The sequence below is a fragment of the Bradyrhizobium macuxiense genome, from assembly GCF_007993935.1.
Lineage (GTDB): Bacteria > Pseudomonadota > Alphaproteobacteria > Rhizobiales > Xanthobacteraceae > Bradyrhizobium > Bradyrhizobium macuxiense_A.
Genome location: NZ_VITY01000004.1, coordinates 562,424 through 587,569 on the forward strand (window position 1 = coordinate 562,424; position 25,146 = coordinate 587,569).

The 25,146-nt window shown below is 64.4% G+C and carries 21 protein-coding genes and 1 pseudogene; 10 read left to right on the forward strand and 12 right to left on the reverse strand.

Features of this window, described 5'->3' with window-relative positions; genetic code table 11:
- Positions 1-31: 31 nt before the first annotated feature.
- From FBZ93_RS13895 to FBZ93_RS13915, 5 genes are all read right to left on the reverse strand, one after another.
- Complete coding sequence (locus tag FBZ93_RS13895) at positions 32-472, reverse strand: EamA family transporter (RefSeq protein ID WP_146986480.1); 441 nt, start codon at positions 470-472, stop codon at positions 32-34.
- A gap of 166 nt (positions 473-638) precedes the next feature.
- On the reverse strand, positions 639-1,109 hold the full coding sequence (locus FBZ93_RS13900; RefSeq protein WP_146986481.1) for a DUF1178 family protein: 471 nt from the start codon (positions 1,107-1,109) through the stop codon (positions 639-641).
- On the reverse strand, positions 1,106-1,984 hold the full coding sequence (locus FBZ93_RS13905; RefSeq protein ID WP_146986482.1) for a carbon-nitrogen hydrolase family protein: 879 nt from the start codon (positions 1,982-1,984) through the stop codon (positions 1,106-1,108). Before FBZ93_RS13905 ends, FBZ93_RS13900 begins: the two co-directional genes overlap by 4 nt.
- Entirely contained in the window at positions 1,984-2,256 is a 273-nt protein-coding gene (gene grxC / locus FBZ93_RS13910) for a glutaredoxin 3 (RefSeq protein ID WP_146986483.1), read from the reverse strand. Before grxC ends, FBZ93_RS13905 begins: the two co-directional genes overlap by 1 nt.
- 29 nt (positions 2,257-2,285) lie before the next feature.
- Positions 2,286-3,095 carry a ComF family protein gene (locus FBZ93_RS13915; protein ID WP_146986484.1) on the reverse strand — a complete coding sequence of 270 codons (810 nt, stop codon included), beginning with the start codon at positions 3,093-3,095 and terminating at the stop codon, positions 2,286-2,288.
- A 78-nt stretch (positions 3,096-3,173) separates the two neighbouring features.
- Between FBZ93_RS13915 and FBZ93_RS13920 the strand changes: the two genes are divergently transcribed.
- Positions 3,174-4,016 (forward strand): methyltransferase domain-containing protein, encoded by an 843-nt coding sequence (locus FBZ93_RS13920; RefSeq protein WP_146986485.1) that lies wholly within the window; start codon positions 3,174-3,176, stop codon positions 4,014-4,016.
- 416 nt (positions 4,017-4,432) lie between these two features.
- Here FBZ93_RS13920 and FBZ93_RS13925 read toward each other — a convergent pair whose 3' ends face one another.
- Complete coding sequence (locus FBZ93_RS13925) at positions 4,433-4,843, reverse strand: (deoxy)nucleoside triphosphate pyrophosphohydrolase (protein ID WP_146986486.1); 411 nt, start codon at positions 4,841-4,843, stop codon at positions 4,433-4,435.
- 250 nt (positions 4,844-5,093) lie between these two features.
- Here FBZ93_RS13925 and FBZ93_RS13930 point away from each other — a divergent pair, with 250 nt between their 5' ends.
- Positions 5,094-6,443, forward strand: coding sequence for a TadE/TadG family type IV pilus assembly protein (locus FBZ93_RS13930; RefSeq protein ID WP_146986487.1), 1,350 nt, complete (start codon positions 5,094-5,096; stop codon positions 6,441-6,443).
- A 105-nt stretch (positions 6,444-6,548) separates the two neighbouring features.
- Here the strand turns inward: FBZ93_RS13930 and argJ are convergent, their stop codons facing one another.
- Both argJ and FBZ93_RS13940 read right to left on the reverse strand, forming a co-directional pair.
- Positions 6,549-7,790 carry a bifunctional glutamate N-acetyltransferase/amino-acid acetyltransferase ArgJ gene (gene argJ, locus FBZ93_RS13935; RefSeq protein WP_146986488.1) on the reverse strand — a complete coding sequence of 414 codons (1,242 nt, stop codon included), beginning with the start codon at positions 7,788-7,790 and terminating at the stop codon, positions 6,549-6,551.
- Between the two features lie 266 nt (positions 7,791-8,056).
- Complete coding sequence (locus FBZ93_RS13940) at positions 8,057-9,010, reverse strand: peptidylprolyl isomerase (protein ID WP_146986489.1); 954 nt, start codon at positions 9,008-9,010, stop codon at positions 8,057-8,059.
- Between the two features lie 432 nt (positions 9,011-9,442).
- Here FBZ93_RS13940 and secA point away from each other — a divergent pair, with 432 nt between their 5' ends.
- Positions 9,443-12,307, forward strand: coding sequence for a preprotein translocase subunit SecA (gene secA / locus FBZ93_RS13945; protein WP_146986490.1), 2,865 nt, complete (start codon positions 9,443-9,445; stop codon positions 12,305-12,307).
- 26 nt (positions 12,308-12,333) lie between these two features.
- Here the strand turns inward: secA and FBZ93_RS13950 are convergent, their stop codons facing one another.
- Complete coding sequence (locus FBZ93_RS13950) at positions 12,334-13,545, reverse strand: ABC transporter substrate-binding protein (RefSeq protein WP_146986491.1); 1,212 nt, start codon at positions 13,543-13,545, stop codon at positions 12,334-12,336.
- 190 nt (positions 13,546-13,735) lie between these two features.
- Positions 13,736-14,116 carry a cupin domain-containing protein gene (locus tag FBZ93_RS13955; RefSeq protein WP_246667467.1) on the reverse strand — a complete coding sequence of 127 codons (381 nt, stop codon included), beginning with the start codon at positions 14,114-14,116 and terminating at the stop codon, positions 13,736-13,738.
- A 458-nt stretch (positions 14,117-14,574) separates the two neighbouring features.
- Between FBZ93_RS13955 and FBZ93_RS41945 the strand changes: the two are divergent.
- Both FBZ93_RS41945 and FBZ93_RS13960 read left to right on the forward strand, forming a co-directional pair.
- A pseudogene (locus FBZ93_RS41945) lies at positions 14,575-15,093 on the forward strand (tetratricopeptide repeat protein); the annotation flags it as partial.
- Positions 15,094-15,102: 9 nt separating this feature from the next.
- Positions 15,103-17,430 (forward strand): tetratricopeptide repeat protein, encoded by a 2,328-nt coding sequence (locus FBZ93_RS13960; RefSeq protein WP_246667469.1) that lies wholly within the window; start codon positions 15,103-15,105, stop codon positions 17,428-17,430.
- A gap of 90 nt (positions 17,431-17,520) precedes the next feature.
- Here the strand turns inward: FBZ93_RS13960 and FBZ93_RS13965 are convergent, their stop codons facing one another.
- Together FBZ93_RS13965 and FBZ93_RS13970 are read right to left on the reverse strand one after the other, a co-directional pair.
- Positions 17,521-17,958, reverse strand: a complete 438-nt coding sequence (locus FBZ93_RS13965) for a VOC family protein (RefSeq protein WP_146986493.1) — start codon at positions 17,956-17,958, stop codon at positions 17,521-17,523.
- Positions 17,959-18,118: 160 nt separating this feature from the next.
- Complete coding sequence (locus FBZ93_RS13970) at positions 18,119-18,562, reverse strand: MarR family winged helix-turn-helix transcriptional regulator (protein ID WP_038387042.1); 444 nt, start codon at positions 18,560-18,562, stop codon at positions 18,119-18,121.
- Positions 18,563-18,740: 178 nt separating this feature from the next.
- On the opposite strand from FBZ93_RS13970, the gene FBZ93_RS13975 reads away from it, so the two are divergent.
- From FBZ93_RS13975 to FBZ93_RS13995, 5 genes are all read left to right on the forward strand, one after another.
- Complete coding sequence (locus tag FBZ93_RS13975; protein WP_146986494.1) at positions 18,741-19,922, forward strand: substrate-binding domain-containing protein; 1,182 nt, start codon at positions 18,741-18,743, stop codon at positions 19,920-19,922.
- Between the two features lie 65 nt (positions 19,923-19,987).
- Positions 19,988-21,172 carry a substrate-binding domain-containing protein gene (locus tag FBZ93_RS13980; RefSeq protein WP_146986495.1) on the forward strand — a complete coding sequence of 395 codons (1,185 nt, stop codon included), beginning with the start codon at positions 19,988-19,990 and terminating at the stop codon, positions 21,170-21,172.
- Positions 21,173-21,507: 335 nt separating this feature from the next.
- Positions 21,508-23,022, forward strand: coding sequence for an amidase (locus tag FBZ93_RS13985; protein ID WP_146986496.1), 1,515 nt, complete (start codon positions 21,508-21,510; stop codon positions 23,020-23,022).
- A 36-nt stretch (positions 23,023-23,058) separates the two neighbouring features.
- Positions 23,059-23,916 (forward strand): branched-chain amino acid ABC transporter permease, encoded by an 858-nt coding sequence (locus FBZ93_RS13990; protein WP_146986497.1) that lies wholly within the window; start codon positions 23,059-23,061, stop codon positions 23,914-23,916.
- A gap of 5 nt (positions 23,917-23,921) precedes the next feature.
- Positions 23,922-25,142 carry a substrate-binding protein gene (locus FBZ93_RS13995; RefSeq protein WP_146986498.1) on the forward strand — a complete coding sequence of 407 codons (1,221 nt, stop codon included), beginning with the start codon at positions 23,922-23,924 and terminating at the stop codon, positions 25,140-25,142.
- Positions 25,143-25,146: the final 4 nt, after the last annotated feature.

Sequence of the window (25,146 nt, forward strand, 5' to 3'; positions counted from 1 at the left end):
CGAACCGGTGCCCACTTCGCTTGAAAACGCTTTAGCCTTTCACAGCAATCAGCACGGCTCCCGCCGAGATCAGCGCGATCCCGACCCAGCCATAGGCCGAGGGGCGTTCGCCGAGGAAGACGGCGCCGAACAGCGCCACCAGCACCACGCTGAGCTTGTCGATCGGCGCGACCAGCGTGGCGGGTCCGAGCTTGAGTGCGCGGAAATAGCAGATCCACGACGCGCCGGTGCCGAGCCCGGATAGCAGCAGGAACAGCCAGCTCCTCGCCGAGATCGGTCCGGACTGGGTGAACTGCCCGGTTGCAAACAGGATCGCCGAGAGCGTGATCAGCACGACCACGGTGCGGATCAGGGTGGCGAGATCGGAGTTGATGCCCTCGACCCCGACCTTGGCGAAGATCGCGGTCAGGGCGGCGAAAACGGCGGAAAGAAACGCCCAGACCTGCCAGGAAGAAAATGTCTCGGGGGTCATCTGGGACGCTCGGCCGGTTTGGCCCCACCCGTCATTGCGAGCGAAGCGAAGCAATCCATCGCGCAACAAGTCCGAAGCTGGATTGCTTCGTCGCGGAATTTATCATCGGGCCCGCCAGAGCGGGACCCGTTGGCTCCTCGCAATGACGAGGATGGAGGCGGTTCGCCTAGTTCCGATCTTCCGGCAGCGTCGGCAGCGGCGAGACCTCGACGCCCTCGTCGATCAGCGCGCGCGCTTCCTCGGGCGAGGCTTCGCCATAGATCGGCCGATGCTCGATATCGCCGTAATGCATCTTGCGCGCCTCGTTGGGGAAGCGGTCGCCGACATTGTCGGCGTTCTTGACGATGTGGTCGCGCAGTTCCTTCAGCTTGCTGCGCAACTCGCGCTCCTGCGCCATCATCAGCGATGTCGATTCGCTGGGCGTCGTTTCGACGGGCATCGCCGGCGCCGGCTGGGCCGGTTCGCGGCCCTTCTTGCTGACAACCCGCGGCGCCATGATGGCGCGCTCGACCTTGTCAGAGCCGCAGGACGGGCAATTGATCAGGTGACGCCGCTCCTGCGATTCGTAGGCCGAGGAACTCTGGAACCAGCTCTCGAACTGATGACCTTGCTCGCAGCGCAGCGTGTAGCGGATCATGCCGAACCCCGGACGAGGTGCAGATGTTCCGGGCCGGCCTTGGGGTCGGCGATGCCGAAACGCCTGCCATGCTGCAGCGAGGGAATGGTCTTGCGCGCGGTCTCGACCTTGGCGGGATCGATCTCGGCGAGGAACACGCCGGGCTCGACGCCGCCCTCGGCAAGGACCTCGCCCCAGGGGTCGATGATCAGCGAATGGCCGAAGGTCTCGCGCTTGTTCTCATGCAGGCCGGCCTGCGCCGCTGCGAACACGAAGCAGCCGGTCTCGATGGCGCGGGCGCGCAGCAGCGTGTGCCAATGCGCTTCGCCGGTCTTGCGGGTGAAGGCCGAGGGCACGGTGAGGAACGACGCCCCGGCCTCGGCCAACGCACGATACAGCGCCGGGAAGCGCACGTCGTAGCAGATCGTGAGGCCAATCCGGCCCCAGGGCAGGTCGGAGATCACGGCGGTCTCGCCGGGCTGGTAATTGGCCGATTCGCGGTAGCTCTCGCCGCCCGGCAGATCGATGTCGAACATGTGGATCTTGTCGTAGCTCGCGAGCACATTGCCCTCGGGCCCGATCAGGAACGAACGGTTGACCGCCTTCTCCGGCGAGTAGCGCAGCGCCAGCGAGCCGATATGCAGATGAATCTTCAGCTCGGCGGCGAGCGCGCGATACGCCTGCAGCGACTTGTCGTCCTCTTCGCTCGCCAAGTGCTCGAACAGCGCCTTGCGGTTCAGCTGCATCATGTTGCTGACCTCAGGCGTCAGCACATATTTGGCGCCCTGCGCCGCCGCCTCGCGGATCAGCCGCGTGCCCTGTTCGAGACTGGGCTCCGGCAGCAATCCGGTGCGCATCTGCACCATCGCAGCGGTGAAAATGTTGTCCGTGCCCATCAGGCGCCGCCTCCATTGCTGAGTAGGCCGTCGAGCTTGCCCTCGCGGTCGAGCGCGTAGAGCTCGTCGCAGCCGCCGACATGGGTCTTGCCGATGAAGATCTGCGGGAAGGTCGACCCGGCGCCGGCGCGGTCATACATCTCGTCGCGATAGGCCGGGTCGCTGGCAACGTTCAATTCGGTGAACGCGGCGTTCTTGCGCGTCAAAAGCGATTTGGCCGCGGTGCAATAACCGCAGCCCGGGCGGGTGTAGATTTCAATGGCAGCGGTCATGGTGCGCTCGGTTGAACTTGAATGACGGATTATATGGGAGCGCGGTGGGTATCGACAACCCGGGCAAACACCAGCACGTCGACCTGCGCGGCTTTGGCGCGCAACAACGCCCGCGCGCAGGCATCGACTGTCGCGCCCGAGGTCAGGACGTCGTCGACCAGGACCACACGGCGGCCCCGGATGTCAGCCTTGCGTTCATCGGCGACCCCGAATGCGCCCTGCACATTGCTGGCGCGGTCCTTGCGCGACAGCCCGATCTGTTGCTCGGTGGCGCGGGTGCGCCGCAGCGCCTCGGAGACCATTTTGACGCCGCTCTGGCGCGCGATCACCTTGGCGAGCGCCCCGGACTGGTTGTAGCGCCGGCTCCAGCCGCGCCGCCAATGCAGGGGAACCGGCACCAGCATGTCGGCGTCCTGTAGCAATTCCTTCCCCGCGCGCGCCATCCAGCGGCCCATTGTCGGCGCCAGATCGGTGCGATCCTGGTATTTCAATGCGTGCACCAAGGTGCGCGCGACGTCGTCATAGCGCACCGCGGCGCGGGCCCTGCTGTAGGCCGGCGGATTGGCGATCGCCTCCATCGACAGCAATTCGGGGCCGGGATCGTAGACAAAGGGAATGCCGAGCCGCGGGCAGAACGGCGCCGCGATGAACGACAATTTGGCCCAGCAGGCCGCGCAGACGCCCTCGCCATGGACCGGCTCGCGGCAGGACACGCACAGCGTCGGCAGCGCGATGTCGAGCAGGAGCCGCGCTGTCTGCAGCCAAACGCCCCCGACCGCGCCAAGCGCGCGCTGAACATGTCCGGTAATAGAGCGTGTCGGTGATGCCTCGGCGTCCATGGCGGGCGAGGCTAGCGTTTGAGCAACGCGGGCTCAAGGCGCATTGCCTGCGGCGGCGGTCCGGCGTAACCAGCGCGGATGGCAACGACCCCGGCCACGGCCCCCATTCTGTTCGATCGCGTCTTGCTCGGCGCGCGGCTGGCGCGTGCGCAGGCCGCGGGGGCGGCGACGTTCCTGCTCGAGCGCGCCATGGAGGACATGGCGGACCGTTTGCAGGCGGTATCGCGCAGCTTTTCGGCGGCTGCCGATGTCTGGACGCCGGGTGACGGTCTTGCAGACGCCCTGCGCGGGCGCGTCGCCACGGTCGATGCGATCGGCTTTGCCGAGGCGGAAGCGCTCGGTCTGCCGCCGGAGTCGCTCGATCTCGTTGTCTCCGCGCTGGCGTTCCAGTTCGTCAATGATCTGCCGGGCGTGCTGGCGCAGCTTCGCCGGGCGCTGAAGCCGGACGGGCTGCTGCTTGCGGCGATGCTCGGCGGCGATACGCTGACTGAGCTGCGGCAGAGTTTTGCCGCGGCGGAAGCCGAGTGCGAGGGCGGGGTGTCGCCGCGCGTCGCGCCGTTCGCCGATCTGCGCGACATCGGCGCGCTGTTGCAGCGCGCCGGCTTCGCGCTGCCGGTCACCGACGTCGACCGCGTCGTGGTGCGCTATTCAAACGCGTTCGCGCTGATGGCCGACCTCAGACGGATGGGTGCGACCAATGTGCTGCGCGAGCGCCGCCACGCCCCGACCCGCCGCGCCACCATGCTGCGCATGGCGCAAATCTACGGCGAGCGCTTCGCCGACCCCGACGGCCGCATCCGCGCCACCTTCGACATCGTCTGGCTCTCCGGCTGGGCGCCGCATGAAAGTCAGCCGAAGCCGTTGAAACCGGGTTCGGCGAAGGCGAGTTTGGAGGCCGCGGTGAAGCAGGCGAAGCGCTGAAGCATGAGGTGAGCACGCTGCTCAGGCTCCCTCCCCCCTTGCGGGGGAGGGTTGGGGAGAGGGGTAGCCCCGGGCGGGATACTAGTGTGATCATCGCTTTCGCAATTCTGCACCTGTCTTCAAGATGCATGCTGAGAGAGCGCGCCGTGTGGCACCCCTCTCCCCAGCCCTCCCCCGCAAGGGGGAGGGAGCCCGTCCACCGTGTGTCCCTTACGGTCGATCGCAGTCGTCGATGCGATCCAACCTCTCTCACAGGGAGGGCGACGGTTGCTTGCACGATTTCGGAATAATGGAATTATGCCGGTGAGTTGCCCGACGTGTCAAGTCGCCGTGCCGGACACCGGCGGCTGCTTTGCATGGGGTTGTTTTCGATATTTTGGCAACGTGCCTGCCCCAGGTGGATGAGGCGACGAAGATCACAGCAGCAAATCCATCAGGTGCGGCAGCAGCGGGATGTCCGCCGGCGGCATCGGGTAGTCGCGCAGTTTGTTCGGGCGGACCCAGGCGAGGTTCTGGCCCTCGCGTGCCACCACCATGCCCTCCCAGCGCCGGCAGATGTAGAGCGGCATCAAGAGATGGAAGGTCTCGTAGGCATGGCTGGCGAAGGTCAGCGGCGCGAGGCACGGCTCGCTCACGGTGATGCCGATCTCCTCGTGCAACTCGCGGATCAGGGTCTCTTCCGGCCGCTCGCCGGGCTCGATCTTGCCGCCGGGGAATTCCCACAGGCCCGCAAGCGCCTTGCCTTCGGGGCGCTGCGCCAGCAGCACGCGCTTGTCGGCATCGACCAGCGCGCAGGCGACGACGAGGGTCAGCTTGATGTCAGCCATGCGGCCAGGATGTCCCTTCTGCAGCATGATCCGGACCCGGCGGGCCGCGTTAGCGCAAAGTGCGAAGCGGTTTTCCGTAAGATCATGCTCAAACAATGAGTCAGCAAGCTTTCATTAACCAGCTCCGCGTCGACAGCCAAACGATTTGTCTTCGCGGGTCTTTTCTGCGCGCGCGATAATTCGGCCTTAATTCGCGATCGGCAGGGTGAAGGGGTTGATCGACCCATCATTTTCTTTGCCGACATAACCCATGAGCACCTTGATCCGGACCATCAGCCGTTTTCGCCGCGATCGCTCCGGAAATATCGCAATGATCTTCGGCCTTGCCCTGCTGCCGCTGCTCATCGCGGTCGGATGCGCGGTCGACTATTCCCGTGCCAACCAGATCCGCAGCAAGCTGATATCGGCCGCCGATGCTGCGAGCGTCGGATCGATCGCCAAGGCCTCGCCCGGCTTCATCGCGGCCGGCGCCATGACCTCGGACGGCGAGATCTCGGCGGGAGAAGCCGATGCGAGGAAGATCTTCAACGGCAACATCTTCAACCAGAACGGCTTCACGCTGACCAGCGTCACGCCCACCATGACCAAGAGCGGCGGCACCATCACCTCGACGGTGCAGTTCTCCGCGGACGTCCCGACCATGTTCCTCGGCGTGATGGGGCGGAGCAAGGTGAGCGTGTCCGGCACGTCGACCTCGACCGCGAACATGCCGCTTTATATCGATTTCTATCTGCTGCTCGACAATTCGCCGTCGATGGGGGTCGGCGCCACGCCGACGGACGTCACCGCTCTGGTCAACGCCACCACCGGCAACAGCTTCAAGCCGAACGACCAATGCGCCTTCGCCTGCCACGACTACAATGATCCCAACAACTACTACAATTTGGCGAAATCGCTTGGCGTGACGACGCGGATCGACGTGCTTCGCAGTGCGACCCAGCAATTGATGGATACTGCGGCGGCGACCCAGACCTATTCGAGTCAGTTCCGCATGGCGATCTACGACTTCGGCGCGTCCTCGGCGACCTATGGCCTGCGAAGCCTGTTTTCGCTGTCGTCCAGCCTGTCGAGTGCAAAGTCGGCGGCGGGCAACATCGACCTGATGGGCGTTTACGGCAACAACGATTCCTATACCGCGGACAAGGACAGCCAGTTCACCGCGATTTTTCCGCAGATCAACAACGCGATCGCAAACCCGGGTGCCGGCACGTCGTCGGCGCCGATGAAGTATCTGTTCTTCGTGTCCGACGGCGTCGCCGATGAACCCAATTCAAGCTGCCTGAAGCCGATCACCGGCAGCAATCGCTGCCAGTCGCCGATCAACCCGGCGCTCTGCACGGCAATCAAGAACCGCGGCATCAAGATCGCGGTGCTCTACACCACCTACCTGCAGCTGCCGACCAACAACTGGTACATGACCTGGATCGATCCGTTCAATCAAGGTCCGTTCGGCCCGTCGCCGAACAGCCAGATCGCCCAGAACATGCAGGCCTGCGCCTCGCCGGGCTTCTATTTCGAGGTCAGTCCGACGCAGGGCATCGCGGACGCGATGAACGCTCTGTTCAAGAAGGCGGTCGCCGACGCGCGGATCTCGAGCTGACGCTCTAACACCGTCATTGCGAGCGAAGCGAAGCAATCCATCTGTCCGCATGCTCGGACAGATGGATTGCTTCGTCGCTTCGCTCCTCGCAATGACGGGAGTCTCTTACGACCGGTAATCGCCGTTGATCGCGACGTATTCCTTGGTGAGGTCGCAGGTCAGCACGCGGTCTTTCGCCTTGCCGAGGCCGAGCGCGACCTTGATCTGGATCTTCGGCGCCTTCATCGCCTCCGACACCTCTTTCTCATTGTAGGACGGATCGCGTGCGCCGCTCTTGGCGACGCGGATGCCGTTGAAGGAGATCGAGAGCTTGTCGCGGTTGGCGGGTTCGCCCGCCTTGCCGACCGCCATCACCACGCGGCCCCAATTGGCGTCCTCGCCGGCGATCGCGGTCTTCACCAGCGGCGAATTGGCGATCGACATCGCGATCTTGCGCGCCGACGGCTTTGTCGTCGCGCCCTCGACCACGACCTCGACCAGCTTGCGCGCGCCTTCGCCGTCGCGCGCCACCTGCTCGGAGAGGTCAGCGAGGATCTGCTGGAACGCCTTGGTGAAGGCCTTCAGGCGCGGGTCGCTGGCGCGCGAGATCTTCGGCGCGCCGTTGGCGGCCGCAGCGCCGGTCGCAAAGGCGAGCAGCGTGTCCGAGGTCGAGGTGTCGCCGTCGATGGTCAGCGCATTGAAGGTGTCCTCGACGCCGGCCTTGAGCAGCGATTGCAGCACGCCGGCCGACAGCGGCGCGTCGGTGAAGATGAAGGACAGCATGGTCGCCATGTCGGGCATGATCATGCCGGCGCCCTTGGCCATGCCGTTGATCGTCACCTTGGCCTTGCCGAGCTTGACGGTCGCGGTCGCGACCTTCGGGAAGGTGTCGGTGGTCATGATCGCCTTGGCGGCGTCCATCCAGAGGCCCGGGGTCGCGGTCTCCGCGAGCTGCGCCAGCACGCCGTCGAACTTGGTGGCGTCGAGCGGCTCGCCGATCACGCCGGTGGAGGCCAGGAACACGTCCGACGTCGAACAGCCGACCGCCTTCGCCGCGATCTGCGCGGTCAGTGCGGTGGACGCCTTGCCGGTCTTGCCAGTGAAGGCATTGGCGTTGCCGGAATTGACCACCAGCGCACGCGCGGCTCCGCCCTTCAGCTTGGCGCGGCACCATTCGACCGGTGCCGACGGGCACTTCGACTTGGTGAAAACGCCGGCCACCGTCGTGCCCTTGTCCAGCAGTGCGAGCAGCACGTCGGTGCGGCCCTTGTAGCGGATGCCGGCGGCAGCGGTCGCAAGCCGCACCCCCGCGATCACGGGCATCTCGGGAACGTCAGGCGGGGCGAGGGGGGAGACGGCGGTGGACATCGGCAAGCTTCCGGCTACGGGGAGGGAAGCGCTGCATAACATCTCGTTGCCTGAAGCGGGAGAGGGCAACGCGAGTGTCATCAATCGTTCAAGAAGCGATGATCCGTAGCCCGGATGCAGCGAAGCGAAATCCGGGGCCGCGGTGCCCGCGGATCATCCTGTCCCGGATTACGCTGCGCTCCATCCGGGCTACGAATGCACTGCAAACGCAAATGGCCGGGACATGCCCGGCCATCGCAACTTCGATCAGTTCAGCGCAGCGAGGCTTACTTCTTCGCCGGCGCCATCTTGTTGTCGGCGGGCTTCGGCGCGTCCTTGGCCGTATCGGCCGGAGGGGTGGTGGCCTTCGGCGCGTCCTTCGCCGCATCGGCGGCCGGCTTGTCCATGCGCTCGACCTTGGCGGCCTCGCGCAGCTTGGCGACGTAGTCGGCTTGGGCCTTGCGGGTCACATAGGTCTCGATCTGGGCCTTCACCTGCTCGAAGTCGGGCGCCTTGCGGTTGCGCTTTTCCTCGACCTTGATGATGTGCCAGCCGAACTGCGACTTGACCGGGTCGGAGATCTTGCCCGGCTCGAGCGTGAAGGCGACCGCGGAGAATTCCGGCACCATCTGCTCCTTGGTGAAGAAGCCGAGGTCGCCGCCGTCGGAGGCGCCGGGATCCTTGGACTTCTTCTTGGCGAGCTCGGCGAAATCCGCACCCTTGTCGAGCTCGGACTTGATCGCCTTGGCCTCGTCCTCGGTCTCGACCAGGATGTGGCGGGCGCGCACCTCCTGCTCGCCGGTGATCTGCTTGGCGGCCTCTTCATAGACCTTCTTCATGGCGTCGTCGGTGGTCGCGGCCTTGCCCTCGCTGGCAAGCAGGCTGTCCATCAACAGGCGGTTACGGGTGAAGGCGAGCCGCTTCTTGAAGTCGTCATTGTTCTCGATCTTCTTGTCCTCGGCGGCCTTGGACACGATCTTCATGTCGATCAGGAAGGACAGCACGTTGTCCTTGCGGGTCGAGGGGTCCATCTGCTGCAGGCTCGGGCCGAGTTCCTCCTCGGCGAGCGCCACGTCGCTGGCGTGGATCTCGGATCCGTTCACCTTCGCCAGCACCGGGTCGGATTCCGCGGCGCGGACCGGGAGGCCGGCAGCCAGCACTGCGACAAGACAGCCCGTGGCGGCCAGGGTGGCGAGGCCGAGGCGCAGGCCGGTTTTGGTTTCCGGAGGCGAGGTGGTCATGCAAAATCCTTGGTCTAAAGGGGGGAAGCTCGAGCGGGGCGGACACTCGCCCAATCGTGTTACATTGGCAACGCGAAAGTCTTGTCAAAATGATGAATTCCTTGACATCTTGGCGGCGTTGACAACCCCCCGACCGGGCCATATCTCTGGCCGACCGTGTCAGCGGTGAGAGCGCTTATTTTGCTGCGTTTTTCGCCGTTGAACCCAGGATGGCCCGTTTCCCACTCAATTGGCGGAGGAGCCCCGGGCCGGGGCTCGAACCGTAGCGCGTCACGGTGAGTTGATAGGCGATCCGGCGGACCATCTCAGGCTGTATTCCAAGACTGAAATCCAAGACAAAAATCCAAGATAAAAATCCCAGACTTCCAAGCAAGACTTCCAAGCAAAGACTGAACCAAGACCGAACTCGAGACCGAAGAACAGGAATTTCGCATGATCGGCGCGCTCGCCCGCAAGTTTTTCGGCTCCGCCAACGACCGTCGGGTCAAGGGGTATCAGTCCCGCGTCAGCGCCATCAACGCCCTGGAGCCTGAGCTCGTCAAACTGACCGACGACCAGCTCAAGGCCCGCACCGCCGAATTCAGGCAGCAGCTCGCCAGCGGCAAGACGCTCGACGACATCCTGGTTCCGGCCTTCGCCACGGTGCGTGAGGCGGCCAAGCGGACGCTCGGCCAGCGCCATTTCGACGTCCAGCTGATCGGCGGCATGGTGCTGCACGAGGGCGACATCGCCGAGATGAAGACCGGTGAAGGCAAGACGCTGGTCGCGACGCTGGCGGTCTACCTCAACGCGCTCGCCGGCAAGGGCGTCCATGTCGTCACCGTCAACGACTACCTCGCCCGCCGCGACTCCGACTGGATGGGCCAGATCTATGCCTTCCTGGGGCTGACCACCGGCGTGATCGTGCACGGCCTCGACGACGCCGAGCGCAAGGCCGCCTATGCCTGCGACATCACCTACGGCACCAACAACGAATACGGCTTCGACTATCTGCGCGACAACATGAAGTACCGCCTGGAGGACATGGTCCAGCGCGAGCATTTCTACGCGATCGTCGACGAAGTCGACTCGATCCTGATCGACGAGGCGCGCACGCCGCTGATCATCTCCGGCCCGCTCGACGACCGTTCGGACTTCTACAACACCATCGATACCTTCATGCCGCAGCTGACCAAGGTCGCCGACTTCGAGGTCGACGAGAAGCAGCGCACGGTGACGCTGACCGAAGGCGGCATGGAGAAGCTCGAGAATCTGCTGCGCGACGCCGGCCAACTCAAGGGCGATTCGCTGTACGACGTCGAGAACGTCTCCGTCGTGCATCACGTCAACCAGGCGCTGCGTGCGCACACGCTGTTCACCCGCGACAAGGATTACATCGTCCGCGACGACGAGGTGGTGATCATCGACGAGTTCACCGGCCGCATGATGCAGGGCCGGCGCTATTCGGAAGGCCTGCACCAGGCGCTGGAAGCCAAGGAGCACGTCACGGTCCAGCCCGAGAACCAGACGCTGGCCTCGATCACCTTCCAGAACTATTTCCGCATGTACCAGAAGCTGTCCGGCATGACCGGCACGGCGCTGACCGAAGCCGACGAACTGTTCGACATCTACAAGCTCGAGGTCGTCGAGATCCCGACCAATCTGCCGGTGGCGCGCCTCGACGAGGACGACGAGGTTTACCGCACCCAGAACGAAAAATACGGTGCGATCCTTGCCGAGATCGAGCGCGCCAACAAGCGGCTGCAGCCGGTGCTGGTCGGCACGGCGTCGATCGAGAAATCGGAAGTGCTGGCCGACTACCTCAAGAAGCACGGCTACAAGCAGATCGACTTCACCTCCGAATCCGGCATGGAGAAGCTCTACGCCGCCGCGCGCGCCGGCAAGCCGGCAAAGCTGTTCGCGGTGCTGAACGCCCGCTTCCACGAGCAGGAAGCCTACATCGTCGCCGAAGCCGGCGTGCCGGGCGCGATCACGATCGCAACCAACATGGCCGGCCGCGGCACCGACATCAAGCTCGGCGGCTCGCTCGAGATGCGGATCCAGCAGGAGACCGCAGGGATCACCGACGAGGCCGAGAAGGCCAAGAAGATCGAGCAGATCAAGGCCGACATCGAGCGCTTCCGCGAGATCGTGCTGAAGGCGGAAGAGGATTTCGAGGTCGAGCCCGCCAAGGGCAACAAGCCCGCCAAGACCGTGAAGAAGCCGGGCGGCCTCTACATCATCGGCTCCGAGCGCCACGAATCTCGCCGCATCGACAACCAGCTGCGCGGCCGTTCCGGCCGTCAGGGCGATCCCGGCCGCTCGAAATTCTTCCTGTCGCTGGAAGACGATCTGATGCGCATCTTCGGCTCCGACCGGCTCGACAGCATGCTGCAGCGGCTCGGCCTGCAGGAAGGCGAGGCCATCATCCATCCCTGGATCAACAAGGCGCTCGAGAAGGCCCAGCAGAAGGTCGAGGCGCGCAACTTCGACATCCGCAAGAACCTCTTGAAGTTCGACAACGTCCAGAACGACCAGCGCAAGGTGATCTTCGACCAGCGCGTCGACCTGATGAAGGACGACAGCGTGGTCGAGACCGTGACCGACATGCGCCACGCCTTCGTCGAGGACGTGGTCGCCAAGCACATCCCCGAGCACGCCTATGCCGAGCAGTGGGACACCGCGGGCCTCAAGGAAGAGCTGAAGCGCGTGCTCGATGTCGATCTGCCGGTCGACGAATGGGCCAAGGAAGAGGGCATCGCCGACGAGGAGCTGCTCACCCGTATCGAGAATCACGTCGACGAGCGCATGGCGGCCAAGGTCGCGCAATGGGGCCCCGACGTGATGCGCTACGTCGAGAAGACCATCCTGCTGCAGACGCTCGACCATCTCTGGCGCGAGCACCTGATCATGCTCGATCATCTGCGCCAGGTGATCGGCCTGCGCGGCTATGGCCAGCGCGATCCGTTGCAGGAGTACAAGACCGAAGCCTTCAATCTCTTCCAGGAGATGAGCGCGCATCTGCGCGAGGCGGTCACCGCGCAGCTGATGCGGGTTGAGATCGTGCCGCCGGACGAGCCGCCGCAGCCGCTGCCGGTGATGGAAGCGCACAAGGTCGATCCCAACACCGGCGAGGACGAGTTCGCCCGCGCCAGCCTGCTTGAGGCCACCTACGCCCAGGCCTCGCTGGCCCCGGGCATGCCCGCCGCCGACCGCAATCCGAACGACCCGGCAAGCTGGGGCAAGGTCGGCCGCAACGAGGACTGCCCCTGCGGCAGCGGCAAGAAGTACAAGCACTGCCACGGACGCTACGCGTAACGCAGTCTAACCGGACCGTTTGGCCATCACCGCTTGGCGAGAGGACATCCGTCCTCGCCTGCCGGGCGAAACGCCTGATCGCCCGGGATCGTGCCAATGATCTTGTAGTAGTCCCAAGGGCCACTCGATTCGTCGGGTGTCTTGACCTGTACGAAATACATGTCGTGCAGCAGCCTGCCGTCTTCGCGGAGCTTGCCGCCCTTTGTGTAGAAATCGTTGACCGGAATCTCGCGCATTTTGGCCATCACCGCTTTCGGCTCGTCGGTGCCGGCGGCCTCGATGGCGCGAAGGTAATGACGGACCGCGGAATAGACCGACGCCTGCGCCGAGGTGGGTATGCGTCCATGTCGTTCGAAAAAGCGCTTCGACCAGGTGCGCGTTTCGTCGTTGCGATCCCAGTAGAACCCGGTGACGAATCGCAGGCCTTGCGCCGCTCGTAGTCCGAAGCTGTGAACGTCGGATATGAAGGCGAGAAGCGAGACGAGCGTCTGGCCACGGCGTGACAGTCCAAACTCGGCTGCCTGCTTGGTGGCGTTGATCATGTCCCCGCCGGCATTCGCCAGTCCGACGACCTTCGCGCCCGAGGCCTGCGCCTGCAGCAGGTAGGAACTGAAATCCGCGCTGTTGATGGGGTGGCGCACGCTTCCCAACACCTTTCCGCCGCTGGCCAGAACGGCGCTGCTCGCGTTAGCCTCCATCGAATAGCCGAAGGCGTAATCTGCGGTGATGAAGAACCAGGTGTCCCCACCGCTGCCGACCATCGATCGAGCGAGTGTGTTGGTCAGTGCATATGAATCTTGCAGCCACGACGCCTCGTTTGGCGTGCAGTTCTTTCCCGTGAAGGCAGTGGTTCCGACGGCCCCGGCGATGGCGATGCGATTTTTCTGGAGTGCAACCTGCTCGACCGCAAGCGCGACGGATGAATTGTCGAAGCCGACCGCCATATCGACGTTATCGACGTCGAACCAGTGACGTGCAATTGCGGCGCCGATGTCGGCCTTGCTTTGATGGTCGCCGACCACGATGCTGACGGGCTTGTTCAGCACCTTGCCGCCGAAGTCCTCCACCGCCATACGTGCGGCGATGACAGAGCCCGGCCCGCCAAAATCGGCGTACACGCCGGACTGATCGTTCAGTACTCCAATTCGTACCAGATCGTCCGAAATCTGTGCGATGGCTGCCCCGCTATGGCAGGATGCCAGACAGCCCAAAAGCACCGCGAGATGTGGCAACCGCATGGGCTCACCGTCGGTGTCGGAGTGGACGGCGCCGATCCTACTTGGTCCTCATTCGATTATCGATGGTCGAATAGAGAACCGGGCGCGCCCCAAGATGCCATCGACCATGCGGTGCTTGCCTTCAGGGGTACCCGAATGGATGATGCTCGCAGCTCGCGCCCGGCCGTCGCGCGGCAGCCGTTGTGCGGCGCTACTTCGGAGTGTCGTAGAGCGGCTTGCCCTTGTCGACGACATGGACGGTCAGCAGCTTGATCGTCTTGTCGCCCACGACCTTGTAGGCGCCGTGTGGTGCATCCCGCACATTCAGGCCAACGGCGCCGGTCGGAACGACCATTTGCTTTCCGTCGGGCAATTCGATGGTGCCGCCTTCGAGAAAGTAATACGACTCGTCGCCGTGATGGATGTGGAGCGTTGAGACGTCACCGGGCTTCAACTCGCTGACGCTCGTGACGATCTCCATATTTGTCCCGGTCAGGTCGCCACGCTTGAGCTCTTTTCGATGCGGTGAGTCCTGCGCGCTCGCCGACGTGACCAACATTGCAGCCACAGCAATTCTGATTATCGCTTTCATCGCAATCGTGCCTCCCCCGGAAATGTCACCAAATATCGCCACCTAAGTATCGCCGCCCAGCTTCCAGGAAATTCCGGATGCTGGCAAGGTTGTGGGCGCCCGATCACATCCCGCGCTGCAAATTCGAGCTGCCTTCAAGCCCAATCAGGCAGTGAGCTGGCGTCAACCCAAGCAGGTTATCCGCGGTCCGCCTCTGCCCGGAATGTGCTCGCGACTTGCCTGTCGAAGCAACCGCTGACGGCGCGGTGCACAGCTTCCCTCATTGGAGAATGACGATTGTGTCGGGAGTTTCGCGTCTGGGTTGCGTGTTGGTCCCGCCAAGCGCTATCATAGATTGATGGATGGGGAGGGGCACCCCAGCCGCACGTCGGGACAACTCAAGATCAAACCAGCCAGCATGGGCCAGGGTGCACCGCATGAGTGCCGCCGCGAGAGCATTTCAAGATGCCACAAGGGCGATGAATGGCGGGAAGCCGCTGGAGGCCGAAGCGCTGTTTGCCAAGGCTGTGACGCTCGAGCCGGATCTGGCCGAGGCGTGGCTCGGCCGCGGCAATGCATTGGCCGGGCTCGGGCGCTACAACGAAGCGCTTGCCACCTATGACAGGGCATTGGCGCTCAAGCCCGGCCTCGCCGGGCCATGGCTCGGTCATCTGCTGGCCAATCTCGGGCGTCATGATGAATCCCTTGCCGCTTATGACAAGGCACTCGCATTGCGGCCGGACCTGGCTGAGGCGTGGCTTGGCCGCTGTCATTCGCTCGTCAAGCTGGAGCGTCATGGCGAGGCCCTTGCCGCCTACGAGAGGTCGCTGGCGCTCGAGCCGCGCATGGCTGCGCCATGGCTCGGTCATCTCTTTGCGAGCCTGGGGCGCGATCAAGAAGCCCTCGCCGCTTACGACAAGACGCTGGCACTCAGGCCCGATCTGATCGAGGCATGGCTCGGCCGCGGCAACATCCTGTTCAAGCTCGGGCGTCTCGACGACGCCCTGGTGGCGCATGACCGGGTGCTGGCGCTCAGGCCCGACCTTGCCGAAGCATGGCTCGGCCGCGGCAATCTGCTGACGGCGCTCGAGCGCTATGACGCAGCCGCTGCCGCTTACGAGCGGGCGCTGGCACTGAAGGCCGATCTGGCCGAGGCGTGGCTCGGCCGCGGCAACCTGCTCGTCAAGCTGGATCGCCATGATGCGGCCGCCGCGGCCTACGAGCGGGCACTCGCGCTCAAGCCCGGCCTGCTGGAGGCATGGCTCAGTCTCGGCAACACGCTGGCGGAGCTGAAGCGTTTCGATGAAGCCCTTGCTGCGTGTGACAAGGCATTGGCGCTCAGGCCTGACCTGGCTGAGGCATGGCTTGGCCGGAACAACGCGTATTTCAAGCTGGGGCGCTATGAGGATGCTCTTGCCGCCTCCGACAAGGCGCTGGCGCTCAAGCCCGATCTGGCAGCGGCTTGGCTTGGCCGTGGCGATGCGCTGTTCAAGCTGGAGCGCCATGGCGAAGCGCTCATCGCCTACGACAGGGCGCTGGTAGCCGGTCCCGATCTGGCTGAGGCATGGCTTGGTCGCGGCAACGTCCTGACAGAATTGCAACGTGACGACGAAGCCCTTGTTGCTTGCGATAAGGCGCTGGCGCTCAAGCCTGACTTGGCCGAGGCATGGCTCGGTCGCGGCAATGCCGACGCCAAACTGAATCATCCGAACGAAGCCGTGAGCGCCTACCGCAAGGCATTGGCGCGCAAGCCTGATCTCGCGGAGGCCTGGCTCGGCTGCGGCAATGCATACTCGGAACTGGCGCGTCATGATGAAGCGCTTGCCGCCTATGACAGGGCGCTCGCGCTCAAGCCCGACCTGGTTCGGGCGTGGCTTGGCCGTGGCAATTTGCTCACGTCCATGGAGCGCCATGACGAGGCGCTTGCCGCCTACGAGAGAGGGCTGGCGCTCGAGCCGGATGGTGTCGGTCTCCAGGGTCTTCGGCTGCGATCGAAGCAGAACCTCTGCAATTGGGATGATTTTGAGTCCGAGTGCAGCCACCTGATCGAATCGGTCGCGCATGACGAGCTGGTCACCGACCCGTTCGCTTTTCTGTCCCTCGCGTCCCGTAGCGAAGACCAGCACATTTGCGCGAAGCGGTGGACGCGGCGATACCAGCAAGCAAGAGAGCCTGTCTGGAATGGAGAGGTCTACAAGCACGACAGGGTCCGCATCGGCTATGTGTCTGCGGACTTTCAGGAGCACGCAACGGCCTATCTGATGGCCGGCGTCTTCGATAGCCACCGAAGGTCATTGTTCGATGTGACGGCGATATCGATCGGCCCGAGCGACAGCTCGCCCATGCGCCGCCGCCTCGAGAGCGCGTTCGAACACTTCCTCGATGCCGGACGGCTGAGCGACGCGGAGGTCGCAGCGAAAATAGCGGCTGCGGAGATCGATATCCTCGTGGACCTGAAGGGCTTCACGAAGTCGGCGCGCACCAACATCTTTACCCGTCGCGCGGCGCCGATCCAGGTCAACTATCTGGGATATCCCGGCACCATGGGTGCCGATTACATCGACTACATCATTGCCGATCCGACGGTGATCCCTCCTGCCGCGCAGCGCGACTATTCGGAGAAGGTCGTCTATCTGCCGGATTGCTACCAGCCCAACGATTCGAGGCGTCGCGTCGCGGAGACAACGCCCACCAGGGCGCAATGCGGACTTCCGGAGCAAGGCTTCGTCTTCTGCTGCTTCAACAACAACTACAAGATCACCCCCGACGTCTTCGATGTCTGGATGCGGATTCTGCGCAAGGTGCCGGGAAGTGTCCTCTGGCTGTTCGAGAGCAATGCCGCCGCGCCAGCGAATTTGAAGCAGGAGGCGGAAAGGCGCGGCGTTGACGCCGCACGGATCGTGTTCGCCAGGAGCGTGCCGCTCCCGGATCATCTGGCCAGACACCGGCTGGCGGACCTGTTTCTCGACACCTTGCCTTACAATGCGCACACCACGGCGAGCGACGCCCTATGGGCGGGTTTGCCGGTCTTGACCCGGATCGGCGAGACGTTTGCGGGCAGGGTGGCGGCGAGCCTGTTGAAGGCGATCGGCTTGCCGGAACTGATTACGGATAGTCCGGAGCGCTATGAAGGTCTGGCGATCGAGATCGCGCAGCGCCCGGAAATCCTCCAGGCCCTGAAGACGAAGCTCGCGGACAATCGCCTTCGCGCTCCCCTGTTCGATACAAAACGGTTCACCGAACAGATCGAGGCGGCTTACCTCGCAATGCACGAGCGCTTCCAGGCTGGCCTGGCGCCCGATACGATCGTTGCGGAGGATCGCGCGAAGGCCTGAGCCTTGCCGCCCCGGGAAGTCAGGGCGGCCGGTCGCGCTGTGCATGCCCAAGTGTGCGTGGCCCGCGTGTGCGTGTCCGCGCCCGACGTCTCATCCGCCGGCATAGGCCCTGTCGAGGTCGGCGATCACGATCTTCTGCATCTTCAGCATCGCCTGCATGACGCGATCGGCGGCCTTGCGATCGGGATCGCCGAGGTAGCGGCTCAGTGCGGTTGGGATCACCTGCCAGGACAGGCCGAAGCGGTCCTTGAGCCAGCCGCAACGCGATTCCTGGCCGCCGTCGGTGAGCTTGTTCCAGAAGTAGTCCACCTGCTCCTGGGTCTCGACGCTGAGGAAGAACGACACCGCCTCGTTGAACTTGTGCTGTGGTCCGCCATTGAGCGCGTAGAACCGCTGGCCCTCGAGCTCGAAGCTCGCCATGAAGTCGCTGACGGTCTCGATCTCGGCGTTGGGGAACACCGATTTGTAGAAGGCGACAGCGTCGCGGACGTTGTTGTCGAGCCAGAGGAACGGCGTGATCGAAGGCATGGCGGATGTCCTCGCTAGTGAATCGGGTGGACCTAAAGCGCCCAGGCGCGAAGGCTGCGCCACGGGCGCGCCCAAAGGACGCAAAGGTCCGCCATATCCCGACATTTCCCTGCCGGTCTTTTTTCGGTGATTTTTGATCGTGGCGCCGTGCCGCGCCGCCTCAATTGGCGCTGCCGATCAGGCTTTCCAGCAGGCGCTTGAGCTCGGTGGTCGACTTGTCGCCGTAGCTCTCGACGATGTGCTCCTCCTGGCTCACCGCCAGCGAGTTGAGCCGGCGGCACAGCGCCTTGCCGCGGTCGGAGACGAACATCAGCACCTTGCGGCGATCCTTGGGGTCCTGGACGCGGTAGACCAGCGCGTCCGACACCATACGGTCGATCATCTTGGTCAGCGTCGGATGGTTGAGCAGCACGGCATCGGCGAGCTCGCCCATCGAATGGCCGTTGCCGTCGGACAGAACCTTCAGGATGCGCCACTGCTCGACCGGCACGCCTTCCTTGGCCAGCCGCGTCTCCAACTGCCGGTTGATCTCCCGGTTGGCTTGCGCGAGCAGGTAGGTGAGGTGTTCGGTGATCGGGGAGTTTTCTTTCGGCGGTTTAGCCACGGCGTGAGACCTGGTTCCTGACCCGGTGAATGAATGTCCGGCAATGCATGCCATTTCTATATGCACTTCAATTGTTGAATATTCAATATTTTCCCCTAGGATATTCCCCCAACCAAAGGGCGGATGCCGCGACCGCCCGCTGGCTGCGTTGCGTATTGCTTCCCAGACAGGAGTTGGCGTGCTCTCGACGGTCTCTTACCAGGCGTATGGCGGCTTGCCCGTCGCGCCGCTGCACCTGTTTCGAAGTCCGTCGTCCTGCGCGGCCGATCTCGCTTTGACCGTCAAGCCGGGCTCCTCGCGCCGCGGCGGCACCGACAGCAAGCTCCGGATCGGCAATTTCATCACCTTCTCCGGCGCGCCCGGAATCTGGGGGCCGATCTCCGCCAACAGCGTCATGCTGGCCGTCGCCGAGATCAACCGGCGCGGCGGCATCCGCGGCCGCGAGGTCGAACTGTCGATGTACGACGCCGGCGGGCCGATCGACGAGGTGGTGCGCCGCGCTGAGCGGGCGATCGCGTTCGACGAGATCGACGTGATCATGGGCTCGCATATCTCTGCGGTGCGCCTTGCGCTGCGCAAGGTCACGAGCGGCCGCATCCCCTATGTCTACACGCCGGTCTATGAGGGCGGCGAGCGGACGCCCGGCGTAATGGCGATCGGCGAGACGCCGCGGGCCGAAAGCCGGCCGGCGATCCACTGGCTCACCGAGGTCAAGAAGGCGCAGCGCTGGTACCTGATCGGCAGCGACTATGTCTGGCCCTGGCAATCGCATCGCGCGGTGAAGCGCTACATCAAGGAGGCCGGCGGCCAGGTGGTCGGCGAGGAGTTCGTGCCGCTCGGCGAGGACGATCACGAGCCGCATCTGGCGCGGATCCGCGCCGCAAGGCCCGATGTCGTGCTGATCACCCTGATCGGGACCGACAGCATCACCTTCAACCGCGCCTTCGCCGAGGCCGGGCTCGCCGCCACCACGCTGCGCTATGCGGGCGCGATGGACGAGACCGTGCTGCTCGGCATCGGTCCGGATGCAACCGAGAACCTGTTCTGCGCCTCCGGCTATTTCGGCTGCGTCGGCTCGCGCGCCAATGACGAGTTCCAGACCAGCTACCGCGCGATGTTCGGGGCGCATGCGCCACCGATCGGCTCGGTCGGGCAGTCGAACTATGAGGGGATGCGCTTCCTCGAAGCGGCGGCCAACCGGGCTCGCTCGCTGTCGATCGGTCCGTTGTCTGCTGCGGCGCGGAACCTCGTCTACGGCGGTGCACGCGGCAGCGTGACCATTCGTGACGGCCGCGCCGAAATGCCGATCTATCTTGCCGAAGCCGACGGTCTCGACTTCAATCTGATCAAGACGATCTAGCTTGGCACCGTCGTCCGCGAGGGCGATGCCGTGGGGCGGCGTGCCGGTGCCAGACAGGAGCAGGTGTGCATTCGACGCTCAACGTCACGGCAAGAGACCTTCCGTTCCCGCCATCCCTGCTGTTCAGGAACCTGGCGTCGGCGGCGTCGGATCGCGTGCTTGCGCCGATGGATCGTGGCGGATTCGGTCCACGCGGTGCGCGCAACCGGCTGCGGATCGCAGGCTTCGTCTGCTGCTCCGGTTCGCCCGGGATGTGGGGGCCCGCCGCGACCTCGACCGCGCAACTCGCCGTTAGCGACATCAACCGGCGCGGCGGCATCCTCGGCCGCGAGATCGAGTTCTCGGTCTACGACGCCGGCGGGCCGATCGAGGATGTGCTGGACCGCGCCGAGCAGGCGATCGCGTCCGACGAGGTCGATCTCATCATGGGCATGCACACCAGCAGGGTGCGTGTCGCGTTGCGCGGCCTCATCACTCGCAGCAGGATCCCCTACATCTACACACCGGTCTATGAGGGCGGCGAGCGGACGCCGGGCGTGATTGCGATCGGCGAGACCCCGCGCTGGCAGAACCGGCCGTCGATCCACTGGCTGGCCGAGGCCAAGCGCGCCTCGCGCTGGTACCTGATCGGCAGCGACTATGTCTGGCCGTGGCAGTCGCACCGCGCGGTGAAGCGCTACATCAAGGAGACCGGCGGCCTCGTGGTCGGCGAGGAGTTCGTGCCGGTCGGCGAGGACGATCACGAGGCGGCGCTGGAACGGATCCGCGCCGCGAAGCCCGATGTCGTGCTGATCTCGCTGATCGGCACCGACAGCGTGACCTTCAACCGCGCCTTCGCCGACGCCGGGCTCGCCGCCACCACGCTGCGCTTTGCCGGCTGTTTCGACGAAACCGCACTGCTCGGCATCGGCGCCGACAAGACCGAGAACCTGTTCTGCGCCTCCGGCTATTTCCCCTCGGTCGGCTCGCAGGCCGGCGACGATTTCAGGGACCGCTATCGCGCGATGTTCGGGGCGTTCGCGCCGCCGGTCGGATCGTGCGGCGAGTCCGCCTATGAAGGCTTCTGCCTGTTGGAAGCTGCCGCCAATCGCGCCGGTACACTGGACATGCGGCCACTGCTTGCGGCGGCGGACAACCTGGTCTATCGCGGCCCGCGCGGTCCGGTCACGGTGCGCAGCGGCCACGCCAGGATGCCGATGTATCTTGCGGAAGCCGACGGCCTCGACTTCAGGGTGATCAAGGCGATCTGAGTGGCGGTGACGCTTTGGCCGTCATTGCGAGGAGCGAAAGCGACGAAGCAATCCATTGTCCCGTTCTGCCGAGCCATGGATTGCTTCGCGGAGCCTGTCATCCGGCGGCGCTTCGCGCTGACCGGGTGGCTCGCAATGACGAGGGCAGAGGTCTAAGACTCTCCGACCCACGAGGCGACAGCCTCGGTGAGCGATCTGTGAAATAATACTTGAAAAGGAAAATATTTCCGTTTTCAATACAGCAACGGGGTGAGCGGTTCGCGCGGCGTCAACGCGCAGCTCGCTGCCCTGCGCCGAGGGATCAGATCCAAGATCAAAAACTTCAGGAGAGCGCCGTGACCGTCGTCCTTCCCACGCCAACGCAACTTCGTGCCGTCGCCGAGCAGTGCGGCCTGTCTCTCACCGATGAGGACGTGGCCTCGTTCCGCGGCCTGATGCAGGGCTCGATCGAGGCCTACAACCTCGTCGCCACGATGCCGGACGAACTGCCCGAGGTGAAATATCCGCGCACGCCCGGCTATCGCCCGGCGCCGGAAGAGAACAAGCACAACGCCTGGTATCGCAAGTCGACGGTCAAAGGCGCGGCCTCCGGCAAGCTCAAGGGCAAGACGGTGGCGCTGAAGGACAACATCATGCTGGCCGGCGTGCCGATGACCAACGGCTCGTCGACGCTGGAAGGCTACATCCCCGACTTCGACGCCACCATTGTCACCCGCATGCTCGATGCCGGCGCGGAGATCGCCGGCAAGACCCACTGCGAACATTTCTGCCTGTCCGGCGGCAGCCACACCGGCTCCTACGGGGCGGTGCACAATCCGCACAAGATGGGCTATTCGGCCGGCGGCTCGTCGTCAGGCTCCGGCGTCGTCGTTGCGCTCGGCGAGGTCGACATGGCGATCGGCGGCGACCAGGGCGGCTCGATCCGCATGCCGTCCTCGTTCTGCGGCACCTACGGCATGAAGCCGACCTGGGGTCTCGTGCCCTACACCGGCATCATGCCGATCGAGATTTACGTCGACCACACCGGCCCGATGACCGCGACCGTGGAAGACAATGCGCTGCTGCTCGAGGTGCTGGCCGGCGACGACGGCTATGATCCGCGCATCAAGGCGCCGAAGGTCGAGGACTACACCAAGGCGCTCGGCAAGGGTGTCAAGGGCATGAAGATCGGCATCCTCAAGGAAGGCTTTGAGCAGCCGACCGCGGAAGCCGCGGTGAATGAGAGCGTGCGCGAGGCGGCCAAGCGCCTCAAGGATCTCGGCGCGTCGGTCGAGAATGTCTCGATCCCGATGCATATGGCGGGCGGCGCGATCTGGACCCCGATCGGCACCGAAGGCCTGACCCAGACCATGATGTTCGGCGACGGCTATGGCCTCAGCCGCGGCGACCTCTATTCCACCTCGCTGATGGATTTCCATCGCGGCTGGCGCCGCCAGGCGGATTCGCTGTCCGAGACCACCAAGCTGTTCATGATGCTCGGCACCTACATCAACAACAATTTCGGTCCGCGCTTCTACGGCAAGGCGCTCAACATCTCCCGAAGGCTCGCCGCGGCCTACGACAAGGCGTTCAAGGACTACGATCTGCTGCTGATGCCGACCACGCCGATGAAGGCGACGAAACTGCCCGAGGCCAATGCCAGCCGCGAGGAATATGTCGCCCGCGCGCTGGAGATGATCTCCAACACCGCGCCGTTCGACATCACCCATCACCCGGCGATGTCGCTGCCCTGCGGCATGGTCGACGGATTGCCGGTCGGCCTGATGCTGGTCGGCCGGATGTTCGAGGAGAGCACCATCTATCGCGCCGCGCACGCCTTCGAGCAGGCCGGCGACTGGAAGAAGATGTGAGGCGCCGCTTGTCGCAGACCGGAGGGATCGAACACCATGGCTAGCACCTTCGCCGCGGTGTTCGAGATCGTGAGCTTCGGCGCCATCATCGTGCTGGTCGTGCTCGGGCTCGGCATCATCGCCAGCATGATGGGCATCTTCAACTTCGCGCAGGGCGAGTTCGTCCTGCTCGGGGCCTATGTGACCTACCTGGCCTATGCTCATGGCGCGCCGGTCTGGGCCGGCATGGTCGCGGCCCCCTTCGTGGTCGGCGCGATCGGCTTCGTGCTGGAGGCGCTGATCATCCGGCGCTTCTACGCCGCGCCGATCGTGGCGATGCTCGGCACCTATGCGCTCGGCCTCATCATCCGCGAAAGCGTCCGCGGGCTGATCGGCGGCTTCTACCTCACGGTGCCGGAGCCGATCGGCGGTTCGATCGACCTTGGTTCGGTCCACATCTCGGCCTGGCGCTTCACCATCATCGTGATCACGCTGCTGGTGATGGGCGCCTGCTATCTGCTGCTGGCGCGCACCAGCTTCGGGCTGCGGGTCCGCGCCACGCTGGAGAACCCGGCACTGGCGCGCGCCTCGGGCATCTCGACGCCCCTGATCTACGGCGCGACCTTTGCGTTCGGCGCGGCGCTGGCCGGGCTCGCCGGCGCGTTGATCGTGCCGGTATTCAGCCTGTTTGCCGATCTCGGCATCCGCTTTTTGATCCAGGGCTTCGTTGCCGTGATGGTCGGCGGGGTCGGGTCCTTCATCGGTCCGGTCGCTGGCGCCGGCGTGATCGGCACGCTCAGCGCGGCGCTGCCATGGGTCATGTCGCCCGTCGTCGCCGACGTGCTCGTCTTCGTGCTCGCCATCGCCTTCATCAAATTCCGGCCGCAAGGCCTCATTGCTGGGAAAGGGGTCTAATCACCATGTCGATTGAACGCATGAACCTGACGCGCCGCCGCTTCATGAGCAATTTTGCCTTCGCGACCGGCGCACTCGCGACCGGGGTCGGCAGTTGGGTGATCAGGCCGGACTGGGCCAACGCCGCCGAGGGCCCGATCAAGGTCGGCATCGCGACCGACCTGACCGGCCCGATCGCCTATGCCGGCAATGCCGACGCCAACGTCGCCAAGATGGTGATCAAGGAGATCAACGCCGGCGGCGGCCTGCTCGGCCGCCCGCTCGAGCTCTACATCGAGGACACCGCCTCGAACGAATCGGTCGCGGTCGGCAATGTCCGCAAGCTGATCCAGCGCGACAAGGTCGACATGGTGCTGGGCGGCATCACCTCGTCGATGCGCAACGCGATCAAGGACCCGATCGTGGCGCGCGGCAAGACGCTCTACATCTATCCGCAGCTCTACGAGGGCAAGGAGTGCACGCCCTATCTGTTCTGCACCGGGCCGACGCCGGCGCAGCAATGCGACACCTTCATTCCCTGGCTGATCAAGAACGGCGGCAAGAAGTTCGCGCTGCCGAGCGCCAACTATGTCTGGCCGCACACGCTCAACGTCTACGCCCGCAAGGTGATCGAGGACAATGGCGGCGAGGTCGTGTTCGAGGAGTATTACCCGCTCGACCAGGTCGACTTCTCGGCCACGGTGAACCGTGTCATCTCCAACAAGGTCGACGTCGTCTTCAACACCGTGATCCCGCCGGGCGTCGGTCCGTTCTTCAAGCAGCTCTATGAAGCGGGCTTCCTCAAGAACGGCGGCCGGCTCGCCTGCGTCTACTATGACGAGAACACGCTCAACATCAATCAGGCCAACGAGATCGAGGGGCTGGCGAGCTGTCTCGACTATTTCAAGGTGCTGACCAAGGAAGATCCGTTCGACGCCAAGCTGCAGGCGGCTTATGAGAAGGATTTCCCCGGCAACTTCCTGTTCGCGGCCGGCAGCGCCGCCACCGGAACCTATCGCGGCCTCAAGCTGTGGGAAGCCGCGGTCAAGGAAGCCGGCAAGGTCGATCGCGAGTCGGTCGCGGCCGCGCTCGACCACGCCAAGATCGCCGAAGGTCCGGGTGGACCGGCCGAAATGGTGCCGGGCAAGCGTCACTGCAAGATGAAGATGTACACCGCTGTTGCCAAAGGCGGGAACTATGAGATCGTGGCGCGCAGCGACGGTCTCGTTGATCCCAAGGAGTGCTGAGCGA

Excerpts from the sequence above, each read along its gene's own strand:
- FBZ93_RS13895 (WP_146986480.1), bottom strand. The coding sequence starts at position 472 with ATGACCCCCGAGACATTTTCTTCCTGGCAGGTCTGGGCGTTTCTTTCC.
- FBZ93_RS13900 (WP_146986481.1), bottom strand. The coding sequence starts at position 1,109 with ATGATCCGCTACACGCTGCGCTGCGAGCAAGGTCATCAGTTCGAGAGC.
- FBZ93_RS13905 (WP_146986482.1), bottom strand. The coding sequence starts at position 1,984 with ATGGGCACGGACAACATTTTCACCGCTGCGATGGTGCAGATGCGCACC.
- grxC (WP_146986483.1), bottom strand. The coding sequence starts at position 2,256 with ATGACCGCTGCCATTGAAATCTACACCCGCCCGGGCTGCGGTTATTGC.
- FBZ93_RS13915 (WP_146986484.1), bottom strand. The coding sequence starts at position 3,095 with ATGGACGCCGAGGCATCACCGACACGCTCTATTACCGGACATGTTCAG.
- FBZ93_RS13920 (WP_146986485.1), top strand. The coding sequence starts at position 3,174 with ATGGCAACGACCCCGGCCACGGCCCCCATTCTGTTCGATCGCGTCTTG.
- FBZ93_RS13925 (WP_146986486.1), bottom strand. The coding sequence starts at position 4,843 with ATGGCTGACATCAAGCTGACCCTCGTCGTCGCCTGCGCGCTGGTCGAT.
- FBZ93_RS13930 (WP_146986487.1), top strand. The coding sequence starts at position 5,094 with ATGAGCACCTTGATCCGGACCATCAGCCGTTTTCGCCGCGATCGCTCC.
- argJ (WP_146986488.1), bottom strand. The coding sequence starts at position 7,790 with ATGTCCACCGCCGTCTCCCCCCTCGCCCCGCCTGACGTTCCCGAGATG.
- FBZ93_RS13940 (WP_146986489.1), bottom strand. The coding sequence starts at position 9,010 with ATGACCACCTCGCCTCCGGAAACCAAAACCGGCCTGCGCCTCGGCCTC.
- secA (WP_146986490.1), top strand. The coding sequence starts at position 9,443 with ATGATCGGCGCGCTCGCCCGCAAGTTTTTCGGCTCCGCCAACGACCGT.
- FBZ93_RS13950 (WP_146986491.1), bottom strand. The coding sequence starts at position 13,545 with ATGCGGTTGCCACATCTCGCGGTGCTTTTGGGCTGTCTGGCATCCTGC.
- FBZ93_RS13955 (WP_246667467.1), bottom strand. The coding sequence starts at position 14,116 with ATGAAAGCGATAATCAGAATTGCTGTGGCTGCAATGTTGGTCACGTCG.
- FBZ93_RS13965 (WP_146986493.1), bottom strand. The coding sequence starts at position 17,958 with ATGCCTTCGATCACGCCGTTCCTCTGGCTCGACAACAACGTCCGCGAC.
- FBZ93_RS13990 (WP_146986497.1), top strand. The coding sequence starts at position 23,059 with ATGGCTAGCACCTTCGCCGCGGTGTTCGAGATCGTGAGCTTCGGCGCC.
- FBZ93_RS13995 (WP_146986498.1), top strand. The coding sequence starts at position 23,922 with ATGTCGATTGAACGCATGAACCTGACGCGCCGCCGCTTCATGAGCAAT.